Raw genomic sequence first — 19,155 nt, 5'->3', positions numbered from 1 at the left:
CCGGCTTGTGCTTCTTCTGGGGCATTCCTTCATCCTCCTCAGGCCCGAAAGCCTACTTCAGGGAGGACCACTTTTCAGGGGGCAGACCACCTTTGCTTCGCCTTCTGCGACCAGAGGTACCTTAATCTTGCCTCCCCCCTCGGCATTCCCAGTAATCTGGTTTGATTTGTTCGAAGAAATGGTGACGGTGGAGGGTGCGCCCATCCAGTCAAGAACTCTGTTCCAGAGGTCCTCGGCGCGTTCTATGCTGGCTCCGCGTACGGTGATCAGATGATCGTCAGGCACGACCTTCTTGATCAGAACTGTCTTGCCGCTCTTGGAGGGGCCAGCGATTGAAATAACGAGGTTTGGTGTCTCATAGAAGTCTATCAATTTTTGTTCGAGTTGGTGTGCAGCCCGGTCGACGTATGTGACAGTCGGGATGTCATTCGGAGTGAATACTTCATAGACCTTCACGCAATCCCCCATTGAGTTTGTGAGCGCGTCTCGGCTGCGCGTTTTTTGAGATCAGCTAACATCCAGTGCATGTTCGAGTTTGGTTGCGCAAGGCTCCTTGAGTAGCCTCGAGATGGACGCGATCAGCAGAGCAACATCGAGAGCACCGCTCCGAGCGCCCTTGATGGGAACAAGGATGAACGAGCGGCCCGCATATTTCCCCCTGATCGGAAAGATGCCCGTTTCGCATGTCACCCTTAGAACGAAGTTGCGGTTGCCCGGCCCTCACCTCGCCAGGCGCGCTCCTCATGGCGAGAGCGCGCCTCACGTGGCGGGCCGGGACGTAAGAAAGAGAGGGATCTCCGCACCGATCTTGACGGCCCAAGGCGCGGTGCCTGTGGCACCAATGGGGATCTCCAGATGACGACTTACCCTGCCATCGCCATCGAAACTGCCGTTCCTGCCATCTTCCCGCTCGCCAAGACATCCAGCGCATTTTCGCGCTGGCGGGCCTACTTTGAGGGGGGAGCGATGACCTCATTGCCTGCTGTGAATAGTTGAGTGGCCCAAAGTGGAGGCTCATGGCCGAAACCCTCATTATGGCGGTGCTCCGCTCCGAGCCCCTCGGCCGATGGCACCGCCGCGTTCTCGAGGAGCTGCGTGGCCTGCTCGCATTGGAGCGGATCGATGATCTTGAAGACACCGAAGCCAGACCGTTCGTGTGCCTCGACCCGGAGGACCCGAAGGTCCACGTCTGCTGCCGTCACTTCGATGCCCTCGACGACATCGTCCGGCAACTGCGCACCGAAGAGCCGGCAGCTCAGGACGGCGGGCGGCAGATAGGAATCCAGGCTCCGGCAACCTGAGGCCCCACGTCCGCCCGAGTGAGGCGGACGCTTGACGCGTCGGCATCGGGCTGGCGCAAGGAGAGCTCTCCATGACGATCATTACCAAGACCCATTCCGACTTCGCTTGCGCGGAGGACATCGCCGCAGGCGCGCTCCAGGCTGGTCGCCGTGCTGCCGCGGGGCTGCGCCAGCTCGGGATCGTGCCGGGCGGCCGTGTCGGTCATCTGGCGCGCCTCCTGAGCTCCGAAGCATTGTTCGAGGAACTCGCGCTCGCCGAGCTCGAGGAGCTGGAAGGCGAGCTGCACGTCCTCGTCGAGGCGGAGGCATACTACGTGCCAGCCTACGGCTCATCCGACGCGGAGGAGCCGATCTCGCCGGACCGGCGTCTCACCGAGACAGGGCGCCACATCGAGCGCGTCCGCTCGGACGTCGCCCAAGCTCTGCATCTTGCGAGATACATGCTCGATCTGGCTGTGGCGGAGAGGGTGGTTGGTCGGGCGCGAGGATTCCTCGAGAGAGGCAAGTAAGAGCTCTCCCTCGGACGGGGAGGAGACGCCGGCGGGATAGCCAGCTGCTGTTCAGATCACCGCCGACACACCCTGACCCCCTTTGCGATGGGATTGCGAAATTCCTTGCCGGATCCGCTTCGTCGATCCGCGGACCGGCCAACCTCCCTATCAGCGGCGCCGAACGCCGCAGGACACAAGGAGCCCGTCACATGAGTGACACCACCGACCACCCCAAGCCTGCACCCCAGCCGATCACCGTGACGCTCGAGCTGCCCGCGCGCGTAGTCATGCACTACGACCTCATGACGGAGGCGGGTCTCTACCTCTCCACGGAGGAGGCGCTTCGTCAGGCGATCCTCAATTCCCTTCGATTTGAGAAGGGCAGCCATCTCTCCTTGCGCCTCGACGCGGATGCGGGCGAGGACAAGCACGCCGACAAGGCCGAGATGAGCGAGGAACCCAGTTCGACGTTCGAGGCCTGATCTCGTGCGACCGGGTGGTCCAAGGCCGCCCGGTCAACCCCCTGTCCGACCTCCAAGACTTCAGCAGGATAATGACCATGCCGATCGAAATTCCGCCCGAAGAGATCGTCATTACCGGCCAGCAGGCAACATGGCGTGGGTGGCCTACCGACATCGGGCCGAAGCAGCGGCTCATGGCCGCGCTGGATGCCGCCGGACACGGGCTGCTCGTCGAGGCCTGCCTGCGACGTATCATGGCCAGGCAGCTCGTCCTCGAGGTCGAGGCCATGTCGCACCACGAGAAACTGCTGTTCGAAGCCACCACCCTTGGCTGGGCCCGGTGACCGCATTCTCACGGGAGTTCAGCAGACATGACGAGGGGACTCCTCTCGATCCTGCCGGAATTTCGACGTCATGTCCCATCATGAGCGGGGGAAGTTCCTCATGAGGACTCGCACCCCCTGAACCTGCCTGAGGACGTCGCCTGAGGAGAACCTGCTCCGCAGGATCCGCGAGCAGGGTCCCGAACTGAGGAAAGAGCGAGATCCTTCCGGACGAACGCTCTCGTTCCCCAACAGCGATCTGCGCTCCGCACCGGTCGGGTCAGCAGGTGGCGCCTTCCCCCCTGCCCTTCCAGCGGGCCCGGGCGGCGAGGTCCACAAGCCGGCGCTGGCGATGGTCGAGCCGGCGCCACGCGGTACGGAAATCATCGTAAGGCTCGGGCAGAAGATCCGCGCGGCCGAACGCGAGAGCCACCGCAATCGCCTCGCTGATCGAGAGACCTTCCACGGCCTCGTCGACCGTGCAGGACGAGGAGAGAATCTCCCTACAGGCGCAGGCATCCGCCCGGAAGGGCTCGTTCAACGGGGACGGAAGAGACTGGGCGGTCCCGCGCAAGTGCTCGAGATCCGAGAGCTCGGCGAGGTGGTCGTTCTTGTCGTACATCATGGCAAGGTCCTTCAGGAGCCTGGCGGAATGCCCGGCCTGACAAGGAGATTGGTCCACCCGATCCGCCCGGAAACGGCTTGCCCCGACGACATGGCCTGTCCTGAGGGCGAATCGCGGGTCAATGAGTCGAGCCGGCTCGAGCACATTTTGCGACGGGCGTTCCGGGAACCAGCTTCCCTCGATGGAACACCTGAACTTCACAGACCTTAACGACGCTGAACTCGTCGCGCAGACCATCAGCACGGCCGACTACGTCCGGCTGATGCATCCCGAAGGCTCGGTCGGGAAGCTGTCTCTCATGGTCAAGACCGGCGCACGGCAGGCTCACAGCAAGATCTACCCGGTCGACGAGGCGCCGCTCCGCGCGGAATGCCTGCTCGACTACGACGCCTATGTGACGCTCCACCGGTTCCATGGCCCTCGGAAGATCGCCAAGCTGGCATCCTTGAATGGGTTGTTCTTGGACCTCGACGTGGATCGGGTGCCCCCGATGACGGCCACAGATCCCGCCATGTGGTGGCTGGAGGTGAGCATGCGCCTGTTCGACCTCAAGCTGCCCGAACCGACCTTCGTGCTGTTCACGGGACGTGGACTCGCGGCCATCTGGTTGGTGGTTCCCCTGCCCCCTCAGGCGCTCCCGAGGTGGCACGCGGCGCAGACCGCGCTCATCGAGCTGTTCCGCTCACTGGGGGCGGATCCGAGCTGCCGCGACGCGGCGCGCGTCACGCGCCTGCCGGGCTCTATCAATTCCAAAAGCGGCAAGGAGGCGCGGCTGATCACGGGCACCCTCCAGCGCCTGGACTTCGACGCTCTCGCCGACAGCATCTACACGGCTGCGGGACGCCCCGCCCGAGCCGAGCTCCAGAAACGGAAGGAACGACAGGCAAGACTGGCAATCACTGGCATGCCGCAGGGCCTCACGCCGAAGGCGCGTTTCCGGGCGGTTCTGCGCGATCTCGACCGAGTCCGGACCGCTTGGGGCGGCGCCGTTCCGAAGGGCGTGCGCAACAGCTGGCTCCACCTTTACGCGACCAGCCTCGCCCATTTCTCTACGCCGCAGGAAGTCGAGAGCCGGATCCTGGAGGTCGCGGCCTTTGCCACACCGGGTCTGCCACCGGCAGAAGTCCGGGCGCTCATCAAGGCCGCTTCCCGGCATGCGGCCCTACCGGTCTCGGCGGGTCCGCTCAAGGACGGGCGATACCACTACTCAGGCGCGACCATTGCGGAGATACTGGGCATCTCCGCCGAGATGACCCAAACCCTCGGCCTCGAGCAGGTTATGCCCGAGGAGGAACGCGCGCGTCGAAAGGCTGCGAGGGAGCAAGAGCGGCGGCAGACGGCTGGTGCCGCGACCCGGGAGGCATGGCTGGAGACGAACGATCAGGAGCGTCGCCAACCGTGGGTCGAACTCGGCATCTCCCGCCGAACATACTTCAGGCGCAGGGCAGCCGGGACGCTCTGTGCCGACCAGGGTGCCACGACCGAAGTTGGCACTGGTCCGTGTCCGCTACTGGGGGGCTCCGCCTCGCCGGAGGCCCAGGTCGAGGGGCAAAGCCCCTCGACGGAAGGCTCCACACCCCCCAACCCTTCCCGCCGCCACGAGCCCGCCAGCTCAGCCGACAAAGCCGAGAACGCTCCGGAACTCGCGGCCGACACCTGCTTCGAAGTCGTTGTCGAGACGCATCCGCGTGTGCAACCTTTGTACCAGCCGGGGGTGATCGATTTCGCACGCCGGCGGCTGTTCTACCGCTTGGGGAGTGGCCGTCCGGGGCGAAATGATGTCTGCTCCGGTGTCGCGAGTGGGATGGGCGAAAGTGGTGCAGGAGCAGCGCAAGCAGATCGCGGCAGGACAGGCTGCAAGCCAGAATTTTTCCCACCTTGAAGAGATTGATGCGCCGCTGGCCATGCTCGGCTCCCATGCCGAACGCTACTTCGTCGACGACGCGAATACCGCCCTGATCAAGACCCGCCAGTTTGCCGAGCGGCTGGCCCAGGTGGTCGCGGAGCGGTCGGGCATTCTCCTCGAGCCTCGCGACACCTTCGCCGATCTTCTCCAAAGGATGCGCGCCGATGCCGTCGTCCCCAAGGAGGTGCTCGACGTCCTGCATCACCTCCGGGTTGCTGGTAACGACGCCGTCCATGGCTTCGCTGGTGAGCGCAGGGCTGCCTTCGAGTCGATGAAGCTCTGTCACCGCCTCGGCGTTTGGCTCCGGGCGACCGTCACCCGCGTGCCCGGCTTCGCCATGGCGTTCGTACCGCCGCGGCCGGCCGCGAACGAGGCCGAGGACCTGCGCGCACAGATTGCGGCTCTTCAGGCCGAACTCGAAGCGCACTCAACTGAAGCCGAGCGTCAAGCCCAGGCGCTCCATCTGGCGCGGCAGGCGGCTCTCGATGCAGAGGAGCGGGCTCGCCTGGCCGCGGAAGAGCGGGAGGTCTACGAGGAACTGGCCCAGGAAGCCGAGCGGCGGGCCAACGAGGCGCAGTCCGCACCCGCGGCCAGGGGCTTCGTGCAGGCCGCCTTCGAATCCGCCCGAAGCCTGGATCTCGACGAGGCCGACACTCGCCTTCTGGTGGACGAGCAACTGCGGCAGGCGGGCTGGGAGGCGGACACGAAGGTCCTGCGCCACTCGGCCGGCACCCGGCCGGAGCGTAACCGCTACATGGCGATCGCGGAATGGCCTACGGCTTCGGGCTCGGCAGATTATGCGCTCTTTGTCGGCCGCACCCTGGTCGGGGTGGTCGAGGCCAAGCGGCAGCGGACAAACGTGCCGGCCGCGCTTGATGTGCAGGCCAGCCGATACGCGAAGGACATCCAGCCCAGCGATGCGTTCCAGATGGCTGGTGGGCCCTGGGGCGAGCACCGGGTTCCCTTCATCTTCGCCACGAACGGCCGCGGCTACTATCCTCAGATCTCGATCCAGAGCGGTATCTGGTTCCGGGACACCCGCCTGGCCATCAACGCCGCCCGGGCACTCGAAGGTTGGCCCACGCCAAATGGGTTGATGGAGCGGCTCGAGGTGGATCGGGCCGCTGCCGAGAAGGAACTGGCCACGAAGCCCTTCGACTTCGGCTTCCCGCTCCGGCCCTACCAGGTGAACGCTATCAAGGCCGTCGAGGCCGCCATCGCCGAAGGTCGGCGCGAGATGCTGGTGGCTATGGCGACCGGAACTGGCAAGACCAAGCTCGCCATCGCGATGATCTACCGGCTCCTAGAAGCGAAGCGCTTCCTGCGGGTCTGCTTCGTCGTCGACCGCAGCGCGCTGGGCGAGCAGGCGGAGACCGCCTTCGAGACCACCCGCATGGTCGGCGCCCGGACCTTTGCAGAGATCTTTGGCTTGCGGGGCCTGGAGGACGCCGACATCGATCTTGATGCCAAGGTCCACGTCTGCACGGTCCAGAGCTTGGTGAAGCGCATTCTGGAGCGCGAGCCCGAGCGCCGGCCGCCGATCGACCAGTATGACCTCATCCTCATCGACGAGTGTCACCGCGGCTACCTGCTCGACCGCGAGATGAGCGCGGCCGAGGCGACCTTCCGCGACGAGAACGACTATGTCTCAAAGTATCGGCGGGTCGTGGAGTACTTCGATGCCGTCAAGGTTGGCCTGACCGCCACTCCCGCGCTCCACACGGCGCAGATCTTCGGTGCCCCGATCTACCGCTACAGCTACCGTGAGGCGGTCGTGGACGGCTGGCTCATCGACCACGATCCGCCGCACCTCATCACGACCGCTCTTAGCAGTGCCGGCATCACCTTTGAGGCCGGCGAGACGATCGAGGCCCTGAACCCGTATACGGGTGCCATCGACACCGCCACGCTGGAGGATCGCCTCGACTTCTCGGTCGAGCACTTCAATCGGAAGGTGCTCTCCCCGCAGTTCAACAAGGTAGTGGCCGAGGAACTTGCCCGGCGCATCGACATCCTGTCGCCGAATGCGGGCAAGACCCTGGTCTTTGCCGCCTCCGACCTCCACGCGGACGAGGTAGTCCATCAGCTTCGGCAGGCCTATCGAAACGAGGGGCTAGCGATCGAAGATGGCATGATAGCGAAGATCACCGGCTCGGTCGACGCTCCCGGAAAGCAGATCTTGAAGTTCAAGAACGAGGCGGACCCGCGGATCGCAGTGACGGTCGATCTTCTCACCACCGGGATCGACGTGCCGACCATCACCAGCCTTGTCTTCCTGCGCCGGGTCAACTCTCGGATCCTCTACGACCAGATGATCGGCCGCGCCACGCGCCGCTGCGACGACATCAGTAAGGAGGTTTTCCAAGTCTACGACGCGGTCGACCTTTACCCGAACCTCCAGGCGATGACGGAGATGCGGCCAGTGGTCGTGAACCCGCAGGTTGACTTCGCCACCCTCTTCGGTGGGTTCGAGGGGACGGAGGACGAGAACCACCGGGACGAGATCCTCGACCAGCTCATTGTCAAGCTTGCCCGCAAGATCCGGAAGATGACGGACGAGATCCGGACCCAGTACACGGCGCAGGCTGGCGAGACGCCGGAGCAGACGCTCACGCGCTTTCGCAGCGGACCCTCGGCTGACGTTCAAGCCTGGACCAGGCAGCGGCCGGGCCTCGGCGCCTTCTTCGATTTTGAGGGGCCGCGAGGCGCCCCGCCGATCATCCCCATCTCTCATCACGACGACCGGGTGATCAGCGTGACGCGTGGCTATGGTGAGGGTGTCCGGCCTGCCGATTTCATCGACGCCTTCACCAGCTTCGTGCGCGAGAACGGCAACCGGATCGCCGCGCTGAACCTGGTCCTCACCCGCCCGCGCGACCTCACACGCGGGAGCCTGCGCGAGCTCAAGCTGCTCCTCGACGGCCATCACTTCACCGAGCCCGCGCTGCGGGCCGCGTGGCGCGACCAGACCAGCGAGGATGTCGCGGCCGGCCTCATCGGCTTCATCCGGCAGGCGGCGCTGGGCGACCCCCTCGTGCCCTATGCTGAACGGGTCGACCATGCCATCCGGCGCGTAGCTGCGCGCCACAGGCTCGATGATCCGCAAAGGCGCTGGCTCAACCGGATCGCCGATGAGATGAAGAGCCGGATCGTCGTCGACCGCGAGTCGCTGGACGAGCCGCCCTTCGCCCAGCAGGGCGGTTTCCGACGGCTCGACAAACTCTTCGAAGGCAGGCTCGAGGCCCTCCTCGACGACCTCAGAACGGAGACATGGGAGCCCGCAGCTTGATTGATGAATTGGAAACCGACGATATTTTGGAAGCTGTCGCGCAACAGGCGGGCATGCAACGACAGGACGTAAGCTTGGTTGCGGATCTGCTGTTTCGAGAGATGCACAAGCGCCAGTATGAAACGGAGACGGACGACTATCTTTGCAGTCGCCTACGATTCGACCTGAGTGAATTCGCCTGGATACACCTGTATCAGTTCTTAGTTCTTTGCCAACTGCGAAGTTCTCATACGCGGGACGCAGAGGATCTGATTGGAAACAGCATAGTTCAATTGCAGTATCTTGGCGGAAAATCGCAATGGCGAAAATATTTCATTGAGATGACCAACTGGAAGATGTCTTCGAAGTACGGAAGAGACACGGGATTGTATTCATGAGTGCCACGCAGGACATCGTCGCCAAGCTCTGGAATCTTTGCCACGTCCTGCGCGACGACGGGGTGACCTACTCGGAGTACGTGACGGAGCTCACCTACCTGCTTTTCCTCAAGATGCTGGAGGAGACGGGCCAGGAGAACCGGCTGCCGCCGGAGTACCGCTGGGCGAACCTCGCGCGGCGCGAGGGTCTCGACCAGCTCTCCTTCTACAAGCAGCTCCTCAATGCCCTCGGCGATCCGCTTGAGATGGACGAGAAGGGCAACCGCAAGCCAGCGAAGGACCCGCTGGTTCTCGCCATTTTCACCGACGCCCAGACGAAGCTGAGGAAGCCTGCCAACCTCAAGAGCCTGACGACCAGCATCGACGGGCTCGACTGGTTCGATGCCCGCGAAGAAGGCCTGGGGGACCTCTATGAGGGTCTCCTCCAGAAGAACGCCGAGGATCGCAAGTCTGGGGCTGGGCAATACTTTACGCCACGTCCACTGATCGACTGCATCGTCCGCCTGATGAAGCCCCGGCTGGGCGAGCGGATCCAGGATCCGGCGGCCGGCACAGGCGGCTTCATCGTCGCTGCGCACCGGCGCATCCACGAGAAGAATAACGAGTTCTTCGGCCTCGACGAAGGCGTGGCCCAGCGTCAGATCCGCGACTGCTACATCCTGGCCGAGCTGGTCCCTGACACCCACCGCCTCTGCCTGATGAACCTCATGCTCCACGGCATCGAGGGCCAGGCGCAGTCCATGGACACGCTGACCGCCGAGGGCGCGGGCCTGCCCAAGGCGGACCTCATCCTCTCCAACCCGCCCTTCGGTACAAAGAAGGGCGGCGGCCGGCCGCAGCGCGAGGACTTCTCGACCACCGCCGGCACCTCCAACAAGCAGCTCGCCTTTGTGGAGCACATTATCCGCGCGCTAAAGCCCGGCGGCCGTGCTGCCGTGGTGATCCCCGACAATGTTTTGTTTGAGGACGGCGTGGGCCGGCTTTTGCGTCAGATGCTCATGGACTGGTGCGACCTGCACACAATCCTGCGCCTGCCGACCGGCATCTTCTACGCCCAGGGCGTCAAGACCAACGTCATCTTCTTCACCCGCAACGGCGGTGGCGCCCAGAAGGGCGGGACGCAGGAGGTCTGGGTCTACGACATGCGGGCCGGTGCCCCCTCCTACGGCAAGACCCGGCCGCTGCGCGAGGCCGACTTCGCCGACTTCGAGGCAGCCTTCGGCGACGATCCCTACGGCCGGGCCGAGCGGCGTGACCAAGGCGAGGAGGGCCGCTTCCGCCGCTTCACCCGTGAGCAGATCCGAGAGCGCGGTGACAACCTCGACATCTCCTGGCTGCGCGACGGCGAGGAGGAGGCCGAGGACGGCCTGACCGACCCCGATGACATCACCGCCGCGATCCTCGGCCACCTGCGCGAGGCCACGCGGGAGATCGAGGCTCTGGTGCTGGAGCTGGAAGGCGAGGAAGAAGAGGCGCCAGAGGCGATGGCGGCGGAATGAAGCGCTTGCCTGCGACGGAAGTCCCCAGCGATGAGGCTATCCCGGATAGCTGGTCATGGATCAGTCCGGACGAGCTCGCCTCAGATCATCCACACTCTATCGCAATCGGTCCTTTCGGCAGCAATCTGTTGAAGTCCGACTACCAGGACTCTGGTGTGCGACTTATCTTTGTCCGGAATATTCGAGCCGCAGACTTCTCTGATCTCGGCTCGCGATTCGTTTCTGAGAAGAAGGCATCGGAGCTTCGATCGCACTCCGCAGATGCGGGTGATCTGCTTGTCACTAAGATGGGTGACCCCCCAGGCGACACGGCGATCTATCCGGAGGGATTGGGTCCGGCTATAATCACATCTGACTGCATCAAGATTACACCGCATCCCGGTCTGACGTCATCAGAATTCCTATCTGCCGCGATTCGGTCGCAGCCAGTGAAGAATCAGATCTTGGCAATCACCACCGGCGTTGCCCATCAGAAGGTAAGCCTCGACCGGTTTCGCAAGATTGCCATTCCCATCCCTCCTCTGCCCGAACAGCGGCGGATCGTGGCGAAGCTGGACCGGCTCTCGGCGCGCTCCGCCGCCGCGCGCGACCACCTCGCCCGCACCACCAAGTTTGCCGCCCGCGCCAAGCAGGCAATCCTCGATTGGGAAACCGTAGCTGGGCTTTCGTCCTGCCAAACACAATCAATCGCTGATGTGGCAGCGACCTTATTTGATGGGCCGTTCGGTTCAAATCTGAAAACTGAGGATTATACCGCGTTTGGCGTGCGAGTTGTGCGCCTTGAGAATATTGGAGTGATGAGTTTCCGAGCGGACAAGGAGACCTTCATCGCCGTTGAAAAGTTTGCGACGCTTCGTCGTCACGAACTCTTTGCCGATGATGTTGTGTTCTCCTCATTCGTGGCTGATGACATACGCGCAACCCTCATCCCCGGGGACCTCGGTCCGGCGATCAATAAGGCAGATTGCTTCTGCATCCGGGCAGACAGGAGCGTCATCTGTCCGAAATTCCTGCTATATCGGCTCAGCGCCCGCCAGACGTTTTGGGACATGGAGCAACTTGTCCATGGTGCGACCCGGCCAAGGATCGGGCTGAATCACCTGAAGACTTATCGAGTCGCGGTGCCGTCGATTGCAGAACAACAAGCCATTGTCCGCCGCATCGAAGCCGCCTTCGCCCGTATCGACCGGCTGACCGAGGAGGCCACCCGCGCCGCCCATCTCCTCGACCGGTTCGACGAGCGTCTGCTAGCCAAGGCCTTCCGGGGCGATCTCGTCCCCCAAAACCCAGACGACGAACCCGCCGAGGTCCTCCTCGCCCGCATCCGCGCTGCCCGCGCCGGTGCTCCCACTGCAAGGCACAAGAAGAGGTCGGCTGCTGAATGACGACAGAGTTCCGTAGCTCCCCGTTGACGGACGGGAACTTCAAGGCAGCACGCATCACGATCACCCCGTTTCTGTCGCAGCTTCCTACGGACGTCATCGGGGGATCGGACAAGGCGCGACCGGCGCCTCGTAGATTGAAGCTTCACTGGGGCCAGATTTCTACCGAAGCGGACCTGCCGACCGAAAGGCACTCCGGACGCCCACGCGGCTTCATGAGGGAACGTGGCGAGTTCACCAAGGCGGTGTTGGCCGAGGCGGCGCCCGGTGATGTGGTCGTGTTCCAGCAGATCGGCCCATATGAGTATCGTCTCATGGTCGAGAAGCCTGATGGCCGCCGTGTTACCCCGTCGCAGTCCGACAACGAACTGAAAGAGCGCGTTCGAAGATGGGCTATGCGCGAGACCAGGCCAGAGCAGCAGAATTTCCGCCGACAGATCGCCGAGCGCGATGGCCTCAGGTGCGCCGTCACAGGGTGCGCCATCCCCGAAGTACTTGACGCCGCTCACATCGCCCAGCGCGCTACTGGCGGGCCGGATGATCCGCGAAATGGAATGATCTTGCGAGCAGACGTCCACCGCCTTTTCGATGCTGGCCTCCTGACTATCGATCCGGCGACGCGCACGGTCGTGGTCTTGAGCGTCGTCGATGACGCCACCTACCGTGACATGTGCGGACGGGTGGTTTCGACGAAGGCCCATCTGGGTAACCTGCCACCTTCGTCGGAGATGCCGGCGTAGAGGCTACGTCGCGCCTTTTGCGTTTCCGTCCACATCCGGACGACTCCAATTCCTCCCTGCCACCCCATCGGGGCGGTAGCGCGGGTATCGGTAATACCGGCGCTTACCATTACCAGAGGCAGGAGCCGAAGATGACCACCAACAACAAGGCTAGCGCCGCCCTCGAGAAGAAGGTGCGGGCGGCGGTCGCCGAACTCGAGAAGGACGGTGTCCGCGTCACGAATGCGACCGTTCGCGCAAAGACCGGCGGGTCGTTCCGCGACCTCGGTCCGCTCGTCAAGGCGTTGCTTGCCGAGAAGGAGGCCCGCGCCAAGGCCGAGCGCGAGGTGCCGGAGATGCCGGACGACGTGGCCGAGCTCGCCACGGCGCTCTGGGAAGGAGCGTATCGCCTCGCCGACGAAGGCGCCGCCGCTGAACGCCGGGCCAGTGCCGAGAGGATCAAGGCGCTCGAGGCCGAGCGGGATGACCGCGAGAACGAGGTCGCCCTCCTGGAGGACGAGCGTGACGCCACCCTGACCCGGGCCGAAGCGGCGGAAGTCAGGCTGGCTGCGCAGGTCAGGGAAAACCTGGAACTGAAGATGAAGATCGCCAGCTTGGAAGGACGTCTTCAGGGGCGCATCGAGGCGGCCAAGGAGAGCGGCAAGGAAGCTGACGACGCGACGGACGGGGCAAAGCGCGGCCCCGACGATCCCCACCAGACGAACATGTTCGGCCTCATTGGCGAACCCGCTGCCGTTGAGCGCCCGGCAGCGTGATCCGGATCGCCTGAACGTCCTCATCCGTGTGCAGCCTCGCCCGCTCCGGGTCAGAGGCTGCACACGGATCATGTCGGCCGGTCTCGAGGTCGAACCCGCGCCGGCCCGCCTCCCATTTGAGCAACTGCTGCCCCCGGTCGAAGCCGGCATGGATTTCCTGTTGCCCGACCGTGATCTCCGCCGCGTCCCTGGTGGCAAGAAAGCAGTCGCGCAGGCCCCTGTTGGACATCTCGTCGAGCCGGGCCTTCACCTTGCGAGGATCCGGATGAGCCTGAATAGCCCAGGCGCCCGGGAAATCTTCCACCTCGTAGGTGACAGTCTTGGAGGCATCCAGGATCTCCTGAAGGCCAGGAGACACCGGTCGCCCGTTGCGGCTCTCCGCATCCGCGACGACGGCCGCGCGGCGGGTGACGTCAGCCTCCGACCGTCGCACCGCGAACACCCTCTCTCTGAGCCGGAAGGCCTGCCTTGCGAAGCGGACCAAGCGTCCATAGGCAGGCTGGATGCGCGTCCAGAGCCTGCCCTGCTCCTCCGACGGCTGTGCTTCTGCCTCTGGTCCGTCCTCCAGCCCCTCTGGCTGGCCATGCTCGGCAGGCGTGTACTCCAGGCGGTGGTCAAGGATGGCCTCCAGCCCCTCGGTCATCGCGTCGGCATAGGCGTTGACCTCCGCCTCCCTCTCAGACGCGGCTGAGAGCTTCTCGTCGGCGTGGCGCTCCTTCTTCTCGGCCCTCCGCTCGGCCCCCTCGGCGTCCGCCAGGGAGGCATCCAGGGCGACCTCGTCGAGGAAGATCTCCGCCTGGCGAAGATCCAGATCGTTCTCGCGATCACGCAGGTTCAACTCCTTGGCGCGGATCGCGCGAGCCCGTGCGTTGCGATACTCCCGGGGCGGGACGTGACGGACGGCATCGGGCAGCGGCAGATCCGATTCCTTGGCGTCACGCACCTCCTGCGCCCGCTTCTGGCCACGCACGAGCCCAATCTTCGAGAAGTGCTCCCCCGCCACGTCCTGGGCCAGCTCGTAGTCGGCGAGAAGGGGATGGGCGGAGGGCTGAATGAGCCGCTGCATGCCGCGCGTCTTGTTCGTGGTCTCGGCAGTGACGAAGAGCACGGCATGGAAATGTGGCGTTTCCTCGTCTAGGTCTAGGCGCAGGTGCCGCACAGCACCGGGGAAGTACTTCTCGAAGAACTCCAGCGTCGCCTCCTCGAAGGCTGCGATCTTCTTCTTGCTCAGGGTGTGGACGACGTCCTTGCCGTTCGGATCAACCCCGTAGGTCGTGAGCACGTCGTCGAGGTCGGACATGATCTCGACCTCGAAGTACTGCCAGTGCGCCGTCACCACTACCTCCCGGATCGGACCTTGGGAGTTGCCGTGCCAGGGGTTGGTCAGGCCCATCTCCTCGCGCGCTTTGGCCTCCTTCTTGCGTCTGCGCGCATGACAAGCCGCTACCTCCTCATCGAGGTTCTGGCGCTTCATCTGCCGAATCTCGGCCCGCACCTCCTTCGCGAAGGTCGGGCCGACATGGACCTTGTTGCGATCCGAGAAGGCCAGCTCGATGTTGTCGAGAGGTCCCCCGCTGCGCCGGGCATGCATTTCGATGCGGGCCAGAGCGGCCGGATAGATGCTCGCAAACCGGAACACGATCGGGTGCTTCTTCTCTGACATGGACCCATCTCCTCACCATCCGGTGGGGAGATCGCGCTGCAAAGCTGCGCCCGCTCCTCGGGGAGCGGGTTTGATACTCAGTAGGAAACTCGCACTGCGGCTACGCCTGCGTTCGAGTTTTCCCTTCGCCGGGCTCTGCCCTGGACCCGCCCTCCGGGGGCACCTGCGCGGTGGGCGGCCGGGCGTTCGCCACCCCGGCACCCTGGCGCCTCCGGCGGCGAGGAGAGGCGGGTGCCCCCTCTCCTCGACCTCTCCCGCCATCACACAGGGGAAAGGCCCAGCCGGCCTCCTCTATGACCTGACATCGGCGGCCCGAGATCGCAAAGCCGCATCCATCGTTCAGGGGGACCAGCGTCGGCCCGACCTCCGCGCACGTCCGGGTCCTCGAGGCGAGACCCGGCCGAGCGCGGGGGCCAGGGCTCCTGGGATCGATAGCAATCACAATCATCCGAGGACCCCCGACCTGGGCAAACTACCGGCCGAGGAGCCAACAGACTGGCAATGATCCACACCCTTCCTTCATCTGCCACGAGCGCGCAGTCATGCCGAGGCGACCGACTGCGGCAGTTCATCGAGGAACACAGCAAGGCATCGAGGAATGCCGCCGGCCTCTCGGGTCGTCCACGTCACGCGAGAACGGTCGATGAACCGGTCGGTCTTCTCGCCCAGCGGGCCGTCCTCAACCGTCGATGCCGGGTTGCTGATCTTACCGACCTTGCCCTGCGTCGCGCGCCTTAGATATCGAATATGCCGAACGGCCGACGTTCTTGGCGAGAGCCTCGGACAGTGTTTGATCCGTGGAGCCATCGCTTAGCGGGGAAGGTGACAGATCAAACCTCACCCCCTGGTCGCTCGCATCCTATATTCAGAGAGAGGCTGATTACGACACTCTTCATCCCACCCCTCTCGCTGCGCCTACGTCATAGAGCGCAACGAGAGGCTGTGCGCATTCTAAACCGGCTTGATCGAACGCGGGTTGAGGAGATCGAGCCGTTTCTCCTCGGCCGTGCACCACCGCCGAAGGTAGTCATTCAGATCGCCATGACGATCTCGTCCCGCGAAACCCTCAGGTCATTGAGTCTCTGTATCGTCGATCCAAAGAGCATCGCGGTGGTTCAGCAAGTACCGATCGTCGTCTTTGGGAAGCGCCGACAGGCAGCCGTCATGATCGAAAGCAGGGTCTATCTCACCTTTGTCAATCTGGTGTTGGCCCAAAGGCACCCCGACGGACGGCCGTTCTACACAGCTTGTGACGAGAGGCTCAGGGATCTCCTCCGGCCCGACCTCGGAGCCCTCAACGTGGTCGACCGGCTCGCTGGGCTTCCGGATCCCGAGGCCGCCCTGAGGCAGTACTTCAGCGTCCTACATGCTTTCCAGGAGTTGGAGTGCCGGCGCGACGAGAGCCATCACGCCCGGATCACGCGGCTCCGTGCAGGTGCGGAGCTTTAGAAGTCAGGCTGACCTTCGATCTGGGGAACCCTCAATCAAGGCAGGCTCCGCGCAGACCAGAAAGGCTGCCTTTTCCGCATCGGCCAGACCGCTTGTGCAGACAAGCCTTGTCACGTCGACGGGCCAGCACGGGCCTCTGCCTCACTCGACCCCCTACCCTCTCGACGCCCTGCGATATCAGAGGCTGACCAACGTCAAAACGGGGACGCGAACCCGCTCGGCCTCTGGGCGGGACCCCATCGGGAGTTTTCGGCTGCTGAACGAGAGGCGGCTCGATCTCCCGACCACGCAATGCAGGAGCGTGGAAATGACGAACAAGGGTGCGACTTCGGTCCTCGATCTCTTCACTATTTCTAACCCGTCCGTGGCAGACCTGGTCATGCTGACGGGCGACCAGCTGGCCCGCCTCCAGGGCTTCGAAGGCGTTACGTCCTCCTTCCGTTCGTGGTGCACGCAGGTCGGCATCACCACGGTTCCGGGTCGCCGCGACATCTACGACCCGCGCCATGTGCGGCAGCGCCTCGATGCCATTCAGATGAATCACCCCGCGCCGGCAAACACCGACGTGCTGGTCTCTACCCCTATGCAGCAGCGGAAGGCTCGCATGTCCCATGGCTGACACCACCGGTATCCATCGCGTCTCGAAGACCCTCACCGACGGCACTGTTCGTCAGTATCACTACGCCTTCCGCGGCGGCCCCCTCTTCTGGAAGACCGGAGACAAGATCCCGGTCGACTCCCCGGCCTACGAAGCATCACGTCAGAAGAAGATTGCTGAGCATCGGCGGTCCAAGAGCCTGCCGCAACTGAGCCTGTCGTCGCCGGAGGAGCGCACCACGAAGATCATCATGGACCGCTACCGCGCCAGTCCGGCCTATGTGTTGCGCGCCCAGCGGACGAAGGACGACTATGACGAGTTCTTGGACTCATTCGTCAAAGAGTTCGGCCCTGACCCCATCAAGATCTTCGAAGACCCCGAGTCGGTGTCTCACATCAACGACTGGAAGCAGGCCTGGGCGCACGCACCGCGCCGGTATGACTATGCCACCACCGTTGTGACCCGTTTCCTGAATTGGGCAAAGGCCACCGACAAGGCGATCAACACCCATCACCACTGGAAGCAGGAACGGTACTACAATTGCGACCGCTCCCACATCATCTGGTTGCCGCAGGAACGTGAAGCTCTGCTTACAGGAGCATCTGAACGGGAGTACCGGATCGCGGTCGCAGCGCTCAATGCTCTCACGCCCCAAGACATCGGCCTGATCAAGCCCGAGCACGTTCATCCCACGCCCAAGGGTCGCCGGTTTCTCTGGCGGCGCACCAAGACGGGGAAACCCTTCAGCATCCCTCTGACTCCGGACCTCGACCGGGTTGTCGACGAGACCCCTCCCGACCAAGAATATCTGTTCGTGGCGCTCGATGGCGGCCAGTTGAGCCCGGAACGGGCTGCTCAGATCGTCCGAGCGATGAAGATGCGTGCGAATTTCCGGCAGCCGAATAGCATCCGGCAGGAACTGCGCCTGTATGATATGCGCGGCACCGCTGCGACGCGTCTTTTCCGGGCGGGCTGTTCGTTGAAGCAGATTGCGACCTACATGGGTTGGGGCATTCGCCATGCCTCCAACGTGATCGAGAAGTACGTGTGTCTCGTGCCGGAAGAGGCGGATGACATCCTAGAAAAGCTGGCACTTGCCCTGTCGCGTGAGATCGAGTGATCGGACATGATTACGTCCTCACGGTCTCTCTCTCTCGCTTCCGGCCTGCGGGCCGTTGGCGGAGGGTAACCTGATCGAGCAATCCAGAGATGGAGTATCTGAAGAGTTCCTAGTCTCTGGGATCATCGAGCTGGATCATGATTGTTCTGACACATCTGCCGTGAGAAAGCGTGGCCCGGGGGTCATTGCGAAGGGGTGTGCGTCAATCAGGAATGGCGGCGTCCGTGGAAGGCCGGACTGGATGCGCACGCCTGAACCACAGCCTCAGGTCAGCGTCCGTGCAGCCGCAGGCTGACCGAAGGATGCGATGAAATCTTCCAAGGCGCCCGGCATGCCAGGAGTGGTCACCGACGGTGGATCGTCAGACCGCAGGTCCAGATACAGGCGTGCTGCGGCGAGGAGGCCGTCTCTGACCATGGCCGCCTCATGCCGCGCCACTGTGTCAGACAGCCGGTTGTCCCCGTCTAGGCCCAGCGCCTCGATCCGCCGCATGCCGCGCTGGGGGAGCCCCGCTCGCCGGTGCAGCATCGGGCCCAGCACCTGTTCGCGAAAGAAGGCGAGCATGCCCATGGCCTCGAAGAGCTCGCTCCGGCCGAGCTTTGTGGCCCCGTAGTGGAGCCAGATCCAGGCGCGCGCCTCAAACCAGTCCGGGTCCCGGTTGGGCCAGGCCACCGGGGCCTCGTCGAGCCGAGCCTCCAGCGCGGTAGGATCTCGGGAGAACAGGATGGCAGGCCGCTCGATGAGCCGGTCCAGGTCGGCCAGAGTGACCACCTTCAGGTCCACATGGAGAAGGGGTGGTCCATAGAGGCAGATGAGCAGGCGCGGCTCGCCCACGTGCTCCCCCGTAAAGGCGCTGAGCAAGGGGCCAAGCACCTCGGCAAAGGCGCGGCGCGATGCGAGCAGGTCCTCCTGAGCCTCCGGCTCCGCCACCAGGACGAAGTCGAGGTCCGAGAACTCGTCCAGCCCGCCGTGGATGAACGAACCGGCCGCCAGCAGGCTGTGGATCCGTGGGTCCCGCTCGACAGCGTCACAGATGCGCTCGAGGAACTCGGCGTGGGGCTGGGGCAGCGTGCGGGTCATCGTGTCTCCAGGGCAGCGGCTTACGATAGGGGGAGGAACTTGCCAGCAGCAACACGAGACGACCCCCTTCTGGGCAGTCCAACCTGCACCACGCAG

At 63.9% G+C, this 19,155-nt stretch carries 18 protein-coding genes; 14 read left to right on the top strand and 4 right to left on the bottom strand.

What is annotated here, in order from left to right; all coding sequences use genetic code 11:
- Positions 1-57 precede the first annotated feature (57 nt).
- Positions 58-456 carry a hypothetical protein gene (locus J3P31_RS10355; RefSeq protein ID WP_210528350.1) on the bottom strand — a complete coding sequence of 133 codons (399 nt, stop codon included), beginning with the start codon at positions 454-456 and terminating at the stop codon, positions 58-60.
- Between the two features lie 560 nt (positions 457-1,016).
- On the opposite strand from J3P31_RS10355, the gene J3P31_RS10350 reads away from it, so the two are divergent.
- The 4 genes from J3P31_RS10350 (at position 1,017) to J3P31_RS10335 (ending at position 2,597) form a co-directional block, all read left to right on the top strand.
- Positions 1,017-1,301, top strand: a complete 285-nt coding sequence (locus J3P31_RS10350; protein ID WP_210528349.1) for a hypothetical protein — start codon at positions 1,017-1,019, stop codon at positions 1,299-1,301.
- 71 nt (positions 1,302-1,372) lie between these two features.
- The gene (locus J3P31_RS10345) at positions 1,373-1,810 is read left to right on the top strand and encodes a hypothetical protein (protein WP_210528348.1); all 438 of its coding nucleotides are present in this window, start codon (positions 1,373-1,375) and stop codon (positions 1,808-1,810) included.
- 191 nt (positions 1,811-2,001) lie between these two features.
- Positions 2,002-2,274, top strand: coding sequence for a hypothetical protein (locus J3P31_RS10340; protein WP_210528347.1), 273 nt, complete (start codon positions 2,002-2,004; stop codon positions 2,272-2,274).
- Positions 2,275-2,351: 77 nt separating this feature from the next.
- Entirely contained in the window at positions 2,352-2,597 is a 246-nt protein-coding gene (locus J3P31_RS10335; RefSeq protein WP_210528346.1) for a hypothetical protein, read from the top strand.
- A 259-nt stretch (positions 2,598-2,856) separates the two neighbouring features.
- Here the strand turns inward: J3P31_RS10335 and J3P31_RS10330 are convergent, their stop codons facing one another.
- The gene (locus J3P31_RS10330; protein ID WP_210528345.1) at positions 2,857-3,201 is read right to left on the bottom strand and encodes a hypothetical protein; all 345 of its coding nucleotides are present in this window, start codon (positions 3,199-3,201) and stop codon (positions 2,857-2,859) included.
- A 181-nt stretch (positions 3,202-3,382) separates the two neighbouring features.
- On the opposite strand from J3P31_RS10330, the gene J3P31_RS21360 reads away from it, so the two are divergent.
- From J3P31_RS21360 to J3P31_RS10300, 7 genes are all read left to right on the top strand, one after another.
- Positions 3,383-5,083 carry a DNA-primase RepB domain-containing protein gene (locus J3P31_RS21360; protein WP_246849391.1) on the top strand — a complete coding sequence of 567 codons (1,701 nt, stop codon included), beginning with the start codon at positions 3,383-3,385 and terminating at the stop codon, positions 5,081-5,083.
- Positions 4,977-8,396, top strand: coding sequence for a type I restriction-modification system endonuclease (gene hsdR / locus J3P31_RS10325; RefSeq protein ID WP_368373062.1), 3,420 nt, complete (start codon positions 4,977-4,979; stop codon positions 8,394-8,396). The genes J3P31_RS21360 and hsdR overlap by 107 nt, the downstream gene beginning before the upstream one ends.
- Entirely contained in the window at positions 8,378-8,773 is a 396-nt protein-coding gene (locus tag J3P31_RS10320; protein WP_210528343.1) for a hypothetical protein, read from the top strand. Before hsdR ends, J3P31_RS10320 begins: the two co-directional genes overlap by 19 nt.
- Entirely contained in the window at positions 8,770-10,272 is a 1,503-nt protein-coding gene (locus J3P31_RS10315) for a class I SAM-dependent DNA methyltransferase (protein ID WP_210528342.1), read from the top strand. Before J3P31_RS10320 ends, J3P31_RS10315 begins: the two co-directional genes overlap by 4 nt.
- Positions 10,269-11,657, top strand: a complete 1,389-nt coding sequence (locus J3P31_RS10310; protein ID WP_210528341.1) for a restriction endonuclease subunit S — start codon at positions 10,269-10,271, stop codon at positions 11,655-11,657. Before J3P31_RS10315 ends, J3P31_RS10310 begins: the two co-directional genes overlap by 4 nt.
- Complete coding sequence (locus tag J3P31_RS10305) at positions 11,654-12,394, top strand: HNH endonuclease (RefSeq protein ID WP_210528340.1); 741 nt, start codon at positions 11,654-11,656, stop codon at positions 12,392-12,394. Before J3P31_RS10310 ends, J3P31_RS10305 begins: the two co-directional genes overlap by 4 nt.
- Before the next feature lie 131 nt (positions 12,395-12,525).
- Positions 12,526-13,149, top strand: a complete 624-nt coding sequence (locus tag J3P31_RS10300) for a DNA-binding protein (RefSeq protein ID WP_210528339.1) — start codon at positions 12,526-12,528, stop codon at positions 13,147-13,149.
- Here J3P31_RS10300 and J3P31_RS10295 read toward each other — a convergent pair.
- Positions 13,109-14,812, bottom strand: a complete 1,704-nt coding sequence (locus J3P31_RS10295) for a plasmid recombination protein (RefSeq protein ID WP_210528338.1) — start codon at positions 14,810-14,812, stop codon at positions 13,109-13,111. The two genes, J3P31_RS10300 and J3P31_RS10295, sit on opposite strands and share 41 nt — an antisense overlap.
- Before the next feature lie 942 nt (positions 14,813-15,754).
- On the opposite strand from J3P31_RS10295, the gene J3P31_RS10290 reads away from it, so the two are divergent.
- From J3P31_RS10290 to J3P31_RS10280, 3 genes are all read left to right on the top strand, one after another.
- Positions 15,755-16,261, top strand: a complete 507-nt coding sequence (locus J3P31_RS10290) for a hypothetical protein (RefSeq protein ID WP_210528337.1) — start codon at positions 15,755-15,757, stop codon at positions 16,259-16,261.
- Positions 16,262-16,568: 307 nt separating this feature from the next.
- Positions 16,569-16,880 (top strand): hypothetical protein, encoded by a 312-nt coding sequence (locus J3P31_RS10285; RefSeq protein WP_210528336.1) that lies wholly within the window; start codon positions 16,569-16,571, stop codon positions 16,878-16,880.
- On the top strand, positions 16,873-17,979 hold the full coding sequence (locus J3P31_RS10280) for a tyrosine-type recombinase/integrase (protein ID WP_210528335.1): 1,107 nt from the start codon (positions 16,873-16,875) through the stop codon (positions 17,977-17,979). Before J3P31_RS10285 ends, J3P31_RS10280 begins: the two co-directional genes overlap by 8 nt.
- 264 nt (positions 17,980-18,243) lie before the next feature.
- On the opposite strand, the gene J3P31_RS10275 is transcribed toward J3P31_RS10280, so the two are convergent.
- Positions 18,244-19,059 (bottom strand): hypothetical protein, encoded by an 816-nt coding sequence (locus J3P31_RS10275; protein WP_210528334.1) that lies wholly within the window; start codon positions 19,057-19,059, stop codon positions 18,244-18,246.
- Positions 19,060-19,155: the final 96 nt, after the last annotated feature.

The sequence above is a fragment of the Rubellimicrobium arenae genome, from assembly GCF_017916275.1.
Classification (GTDB): Bacteria; Pseudomonadota; Alphaproteobacteria; order Rhodobacterales; family Rhodobacteraceae; genus Rubellimicrobium; species Rubellimicrobium arenae.
Note: the sequence above shows the minus strand (reverse complement) of the source record. Positions and strands in the feature narration are given on the sequence as shown.